The organism is Kitasatospora sp. NPDC057542 (genome assembly GCF_042801945.1).
GTDB lineage: Bacteria > Actinomycetota > Actinomycetes > Streptomycetales > Streptomycetaceae > Kitasatospora.
Genome location: NZ_JBHVFE010000531.1, coordinates 1 through 5786 on the forward strand (window position 1 = coordinate 1; position 5786 = coordinate 5786).

7 protein-coding genes are annotated in these 5786 nt (G+C 70.7%); 3 read left to right on the top strand and 4 right to left on the bottom strand.

The features are described from left to right. The first annotated feature begins 304 nt into the window (after positions 1–304). Positions 305–625 (top strand): hypothetical protein, encoded by a 321-nt coding sequence (locus ACFU7Y_RS38655; protein WP_380771158.1) that lies wholly within the window; start codon positions 305–307, stop codon positions 623–625. A 499-nt stretch (positions 626–1124) separates the two neighbouring features. On the opposite strand, the gene ACFU7Y_RS38660 is transcribed toward ACFU7Y_RS38655, so the two are convergent. Together ACFU7Y_RS38660 and ACFU7Y_RS38665 are read right to left on the bottom strand one after the other, a co-directional pair. Next, on the bottom strand, positions 1125–1268 hold the full coding sequence (locus ACFU7Y_RS38660; RefSeq protein ID WP_380771160.1) for a hypothetical protein: 144 nt from the start codon (positions 1266–1268) through the stop codon (positions 1125–1127). An 86-nt stretch (positions 1269–1354) separates the two neighbouring features. After that, the gene (locus ACFU7Y_RS38665) at positions 1355–1624 is read right to left on the bottom strand and encodes a hypothetical protein (protein ID WP_380771161.1); all 270 of its coding nucleotides are present in this window, start codon (positions 1622–1624) and stop codon (positions 1355–1357) included. A 128-nt stretch (positions 1625–1752) separates the two neighbouring features. Here ACFU7Y_RS38665 and ACFU7Y_RS38670 point away from each other — a divergent pair, with 128 nt between their 5' ends. After that, positions 1753–2439: a DUF1524 domain-containing protein gene (locus ACFU7Y_RS38670; RefSeq protein WP_380771162.1), complete on the top strand. Its 687-nt coding sequence runs from the start codon at positions 1753–1755 to the stop codon at positions 2437–2439. Positions 2440–2498: 59 nt separating this feature from the next. Continuing rightward, on the top strand, positions 2499–2735 hold the full coding sequence (locus ACFU7Y_RS38675; RefSeq protein ID WP_380771163.1) for a hypothetical protein: 237 nt from the start codon (positions 2499–2501) through the stop codon (positions 2733–2735). Positions 2736–3365: 630 nt separating this feature from the next. Here the strand turns inward: ACFU7Y_RS38675 and ACFU7Y_RS38680 are convergent. Together ACFU7Y_RS38680 and ACFU7Y_RS38685 are read right to left on the bottom strand one after the other, a co-directional pair. Further along, on the bottom strand, positions 3366–3749 hold the full coding sequence (locus tag ACFU7Y_RS38680) for a VOC family protein (RefSeq protein ID WP_380771164.1): 384 nt from the start codon (positions 3747–3749) through the stop codon (positions 3366–3368). Positions 3750–3801: 52 nt separating this feature from the next. Beyond that, positions 3802–4983, bottom strand: a complete 1182-nt coding sequence (locus tag ACFU7Y_RS38685) for a serine hydrolase domain-containing protein (protein WP_380771165.1) — start codon at positions 4981–4983, stop codon at positions 3802–3804. Positions 4984–5786 lie beyond the last annotated feature (803 nt).

A 5786-nucleotide genomic window follows, 5' to 3' on the forward strand; every position in this document is an offset into this window, starting at 1 on the left:
CTCGCGGGACGGGCCAGCGACCGGCGTGTCGGCCACGATGCGGGGACGCGCCCACCCGGAGCACCCCATCGTGGACCCCAGGCCGGCCCGTCAGCCGGCCACCGCAGCCGGACCGAGGCCTGCAGACACAGCGGAAACAGTAGGTATGCGAATCTCCTTCGGGTGAACCGCCGGGCGCTGTCGTGAGATCTGGTCCCGGGCGCGGGTAATCAGTCACCGGGAGCAACGAGGTACCGGCCGGTTCGGGGCTTCGGGACTCCCGGTGACGTGCCCCTCTTGTGAACCCCAGTACGGGAGTCCCCTCATGCGTATGCGCTTCAGCCCGCGCTCGGCCCTCGTGGTCACCGCCGGCGCCCTCGCCCTGTCCTTCGTCAACCTCTCGACCGCCTCGGCGGCCCCCGGCGTCGTGATCATGGAGAACGGCAGCCAGTTCAAGCAGATCCGGGACCCGCAGGGCGGCCAGTGCCACCCCGGCCTCGGCCCCGACACCGCGATCGCCAACCGGACCGGCGGCACCATCCTGCTCTTCCCCGACGGCAACTGTAAGACGAGAATCCTCAACCCCCTGGGGCCGGGCGAGTTCCGGCCGGACGAGAACGTCGGCAGCTTCCTCGCCCTGGACTGACCCCACGCCACCCCGCCCGCCCTGCGGCCCGAACGCCGGAGAGCGGGCGGCGGCCCAAGGACTGTCTGCCAATTCGCGCGTTCGGCGGGAATTGCCAGACACGCCTTGGCCGATCGGGGACCGAAAACAGCTTCTGATCCCCGCCGCGCACTTGTTGCCTCTGCCGGGTGATTCCGGGTTGAGGCGTCGCCGGCCAGCCTCGCTGATGGGGAACCTTCCCAGGCCGGCGCCCGTACCCCCCGCGCCTGGAGGTAATGCCCCACCTGGCGGCTGGCGCCGGGGTGACTCCGGCGGATCCGTGCGAGATTGATCGCAAACGCCCGGTTCAGCCTCGAAGGGCGGCACCGGTCCGGGCGGTGCCGCCCGTTCCCGGAACCGAGGGCGATCGTCGGCAGGCCACGGTCAGCTCATGCGGGTCGAGCCTGTTGTGCGGCGGGCGGGCCCCGCGTCCTGGCCGGGACCGGCGACATGGTCGCCGCCGTCCCGGCCGACTTGACTGCTAGCCGAAGAAGCAGACAGCGCCCACGTCCGGGCCGCCGCCGCAAGACTGGGTGAAGATGATGTCGGCTTGTGCCGCTCCGGCGAATCCGAGGACTCCGAGGGCGGCGAGGGCGAGGGCAGCCACGGCCGTGCGGATGCGCATTGGTACCTCCAGGCGGGGAATCACGAACCCCGGGCACCGTCCGGGCCCGGGACAGCGCTCATTGTGGCCCTCGCGGCCGGGCGGGATCATGGTGACGCGACCGCACGGCTGACGGCCTCACTCGCACGGCCGAGTGCCCGTCGACCTGTCCGTGAGACGTCGGTGCCTGCCACGAGTTCGGCGCCGACAAGGAAGACCTCGCCCTGGCCAGGTTCACCCAGCACGTCGAGGACCTGCGCAACGAACAGCGCCGCCGTCAACAGCAACTCGATCAGCCCGCCGAACAGACCGGGCACCACCAGCAGACCCAGGCCTGACCTACGCAGATCGGTAGCCAGTGGCGGGTCTGCCCCCACGCGGGCTCGCTGATGGCGGCGTCGGGATGCCGCCCCGCTCGCGCCCGGTGTCAATCGGTGCCGATGGCGCGCCCGCATCCGGATGACGCTCCGTCACGGAGTGACGGGGGTCCTGTACTGGTGGTCGCGTGATCACTCATGTCGGGTGGCGTCGTGCCGTCACCGCTCTCTCCGCGCTCGTCTTGACCGCCCTGCCGGCAGCGAGCCCCGCGTTCGCCTCCACCGGCCAACCCGTCGCCGCAGCCGAGGTCGGGCACCGCGCCCTTCCCGAGCCCCCGCCCGTCGATGTGGCGCGTGGGGAGCTGGCTGGCCTGACCGTGGCCGAGCCGCACTCGATGGAGGGCTACAGCCGTGCGAAGTTCCCGCACTGGGCTGTCCAGTACGGGCAGTGCGACACCCGCGAGGTCGTGCTGCAGCGTGATGGCCAGGATGTCGTGCAGAACGAGAAGTGCCAGGCCGTCGCGGGCCTCTGGGTCAGCCCGTACGACGCCAAGACCTTCACCGACTCAAAGGACCTTGATGTCGACCACGTCGTGCCGCTTGCGAACGCGTGGCGCAGTGGCGCCGATCTCTGGGATACCGGTACGAGGAAGGCTCTCGCCAATGACCTGGTGGAGCCTCAGCTGGTCTCGGTGTCCGCGGCCAGCAACAGGTCGAAGGGCGACAAGGGGCCGGACCAGTGGCGGCCGCCGCTGCGGTCGTACTGGTGCACCTACTCCCGGGCGTGGGTCGAGGTGAAGAGCCACTACCGGCTGAACGTGACCGCCCCCGAGAAGCAGGCCCTGTCCGACATGCTCGACACCTGCGGCCAGTGACCACCCCGCCGGACGGTGAACGCCACCAGGCGCACGTGACGGCGGGGCCCGGTGGTGTGATGACCGAAGAGGTCGGCTGCGTCACCGGTGAGCTCACCGTCGTCACCACCGCCTTCCCGAACGGGCAGGTCTGGGTCGCGGTCCAGTACCGCGGCGCCGACGAGTGGTACACCCTGACCGGCACACCCGCTCCCCTGCCCGACGGTCAGTCCCTCACCCGCTACCACCAGCGCGTCATCGCCGCCGTCGAGAACGGCGGCGAGGCCGTCGCACCGCCCACGACGACCCCGGAGTAGTAGCCGCCTCTCCCGCTCGTTCCAACCCGGTGGTCTCCACCCCGCCCGCAGGGTGGAGACCACCCTTGCACCCCGGATGGCGGCTCCCACAGGTCATCGGGGGTTGACCGGCCGCCAGGAAGGTGTACAGTCCGCCGCTTTCGCCGCGCCCTGCTGCTGGATTTCGCTCCCCGGTCAGGACTTGACCGGCGCTCTGGCTCCCCTATCGTCCAGCGCCACGGACCCGCCCCGGCCCTGCCCGGGGCACCGCGCACACTGGAACGTCGTCGTGTGCGGCCGCGTCCGTTCAGCCACCCACGACTCGGAGGAGAACATCATGACCACTCGCACCTCACGGCGCCGAAACGCTGCGCCGCACACCCGTGGGACGGGCCGTCGGCCCCAGGCGGTGGCGCGGCCGGCGCGGCCGGCCTGGCGTGACCCGGGCCGGATGCTCGGCGCAGTGCTCGCGAACGCCGGCTGACCGTCGCCGTGCTGCTGTTCCTGGTGCAGCATGTCGAGGTTGTCTGGCGCTGATGCCTCGGTCGGGGACCGGTCCGCTGCCCGCTCGGGGGTTCGGGCGCGGACCGGTTCTCCCAGTGTGTGCGGGCGGGCATCGCAGTGCCGCCGGGGTTGGTCCGGGGGGTGGCGTCAGGACGTCATGGCGGCCCGGTCGGACTCGCTGCGCAGAACGCAGAATTCGTTGCCTTCGGGATCGGCCAGGACCGCCCAGCCGGAGCCGTCGGGGTTCCGGCGGTCGGCGACCAGGGTGGCGCCGAGATCCAGCAGGCGTTCCACCTCCTGCTCTCGCGTGGTCTCCGGGCGCAGGCACAGGTGGAGCCGGTTCTTGATCGTCTTGGGCTCGGGCACCTGGCTGAAGTACAGGACCGGGCCCTCCGCCAGCATCACCTGAACCTCCGGATCACCGGCCTTGTCTCCCGGGCCCAGCGGACGGCCGGTCACCCCGCTCCAGAACCGGGCCAGCTCATAGGCATCCGCACAGTCGATCGCCACGTTCTGCAACACCGAGACCATGCGCCAGAGCCTTCCTGATTTCCACTCCGAACGCCATCGAGATACACGTCGGTCAGCCCGAGGCGGCCAGGCCACAGAGGGCCTTCTCCTCGAAGGCTCGGTAGAGCCGGTTGGACTGGGCGGAGTCACTCTTGTCGTACTCGTTGTAGGAGAGGGCGTACTGGCGGCTGCCGTCCCGGGTGCCGAGCAGGCCGGTCGAGTAGCCGGGGATCTCGCCGGGGTGGCCCCAGAACTGACCGCAGGAGAGGTCGTAGCGGACCACGCCGAGCCCGTACTCGGCGTGGTCGGGCGCACCGGGGATGGGGACGGTGGTGGTCATCTCGCTGAGCCGGGCCGGGGAGAGCAGGCGGCCGCCGAACAGGGACGCGTGGAAGCGGGCGAGGTCGTCGGTGGTGGAGATCCCCGCGCCGGCCGCGTCAGCGATGGTGGGGGAGAGCCGGGTGACGTCCCCCGGGCCCTCGGGGAACTTGAAGTAGCCGTGCGCGTGCGGGCCGGGGACGGCGGTGGAGTCGGTCGGCAGGGTGGTGTGGCGCAGGCCGAGCGGCTGGATGATCCGCGCCTCGACCTCGTCCCGCCAGCTGTGGCCGGTCACCTGCTGGATGAGCATGCCGATGACGACGTAGTTGGTGTTGGAGTAGTGCCAGCCCTGGCCAGGGGCGAAGTACGGGGGTTTGGCGGTGCTGATGGCCAGCAGTCGCTGTGGGGTGTACTCGGTCCAGCGGCCGGTGGCAAGGAACTCCCGGTTGCCCGCTTCGGTGTTGGAGCGAACGTGCGGGTCGTCGAGGTAGTTGTACAACCCGCTGGTGTGGTTGAGGAGTTGGCGGATGGTGATGGCGTCGCCGTTCGGGATGGCGCCGGGCAGGTAGTGCTCGATCGGGTCGTCGAGCTTGATTCGTCCTTCGTCGACCAGTTGCAGGGTGATGGTCGACACGAAGGTCTTGGTGGTGCTGGCGATGCGGAACCGCCCGTCGGCGCGGGCCGGTTGGCCGGTGGCCAGGTCGGCGGTGCCGACCGCACCACGAAAGATGGTGCGCCCGTGGTCACGGACCTCGGCGAGCGCGGCGGTGCTGGTGCCCTGCTCGACCAGGGCGTTCAGCTCGGGCTGTAAGTCGAGGGACGCGCTTGGCGAGACGGCCGGGGCGGCAATGGCGGCGCTCGGTGCGAGTGCGACGAGGGTGGCTGCGGCGAGGAGAGCGGCGACGATTCGGCGGTGGGGGAGGCGAGTTGTGGTCATGGGGGTCACGCTCGCACCGGGTGGCGGTGGCGGTCGTCCTCCTGAAGGAGGGCCGGGCCCTCCGTCTTCTGGAGGAGGGCCGGGCCCTTCGGGTCTGGCCGGCCCCCGGGCGCCCGCCCCACGCCCCGACGGACGGGACGGGGCCCACCGGACGCTCTCCGCGCTCAGCCCGGACTGGCAGTCCCGGCGCCAAGTCCTCGCCGTCGAAGAGCTGTCGAACGGCGCGGTCCTCGCCACCCTCGACCGGTGGGAAGAGGACCCGGAGCAGCCCGGGCGCGCCGCCCTTCTGACCTTCCAGCCGGTCCGGCGTTCCTTCCACCGCTCGTCCGAGAACTTCGCCGAGCAGCGGGTGCAGGCCGGACGGCGGCGCTCCCGCTCCACGGCCTTCCGCGCCTGGCGGGCCCGATCGGCCGCGGCCGGCTCGGCGTGGAGCAGCCGGTCGCCGTCCGGGTTGTCGAGCGCGCCGCCATAAACGAGTGGCTGTGAGACGCCATCCGCTGCGATCATGCGGCAGTGAACGCAGGACTTCCCGACGGGTGGACGATCGAGCGGGTGCGCTCCGTATCAGGGGACCCCGAAGCGGCCCTGCTATCCCTCGAACGATTCGTCGTTGTCGAGGAGTACGGCCGTGCTGACTACATCCCCCTGTCGGCGTACTCGCCAAAGTGCTCAGCCGCGTACACATGAATGGGCTCTGGCTCAATTTCTGGATGCTGTTGGTGATCTTCACTGGGGAGGGTGAGGCTGACGGCTTTGCCGGTCGCTGGCCCTGTGCGCCTGCTGTCCTGATCTGGAGATCCGAG

Excerpts from the sequence above, each read along its gene's own strand:
- ACFU7Y_RS38655 (WP_380771158.1), top strand. The coding sequence starts at position 305 with ATGCGTATGCGCTTCAGCCCGCGCTCGGCCCTCGTGGTCACCGCCGGC.
- ACFU7Y_RS38660 (WP_380771160.1), bottom strand. The coding sequence starts at position 1,268 with ATGCGCATCCGCACGGCCGTGGCTGCCCTCGCCCTCGCCGCCCTCGGA.
- ACFU7Y_RS38675 (WP_380771163.1), top strand. The coding sequence starts at position 2,499 with ATGACCGAAGAGGTCGGCTGCGTCACCGGTGAGCTCACCGTCGTCACC.
- ACFU7Y_RS38680 (WP_380771164.1), bottom strand. The coding sequence starts at position 3,749 with ATGGTCTCGGTGTTGCAGAACGTGGCGATCGACTGTGCGGATGCCTAT.
- ACFU7Y_RS38685 (WP_380771165.1), bottom strand. The coding sequence starts at position 4,983 with ATGACCACAACTCGCCTCCCCCACCGCCGAATCGTCGCCGCTCTCCTC.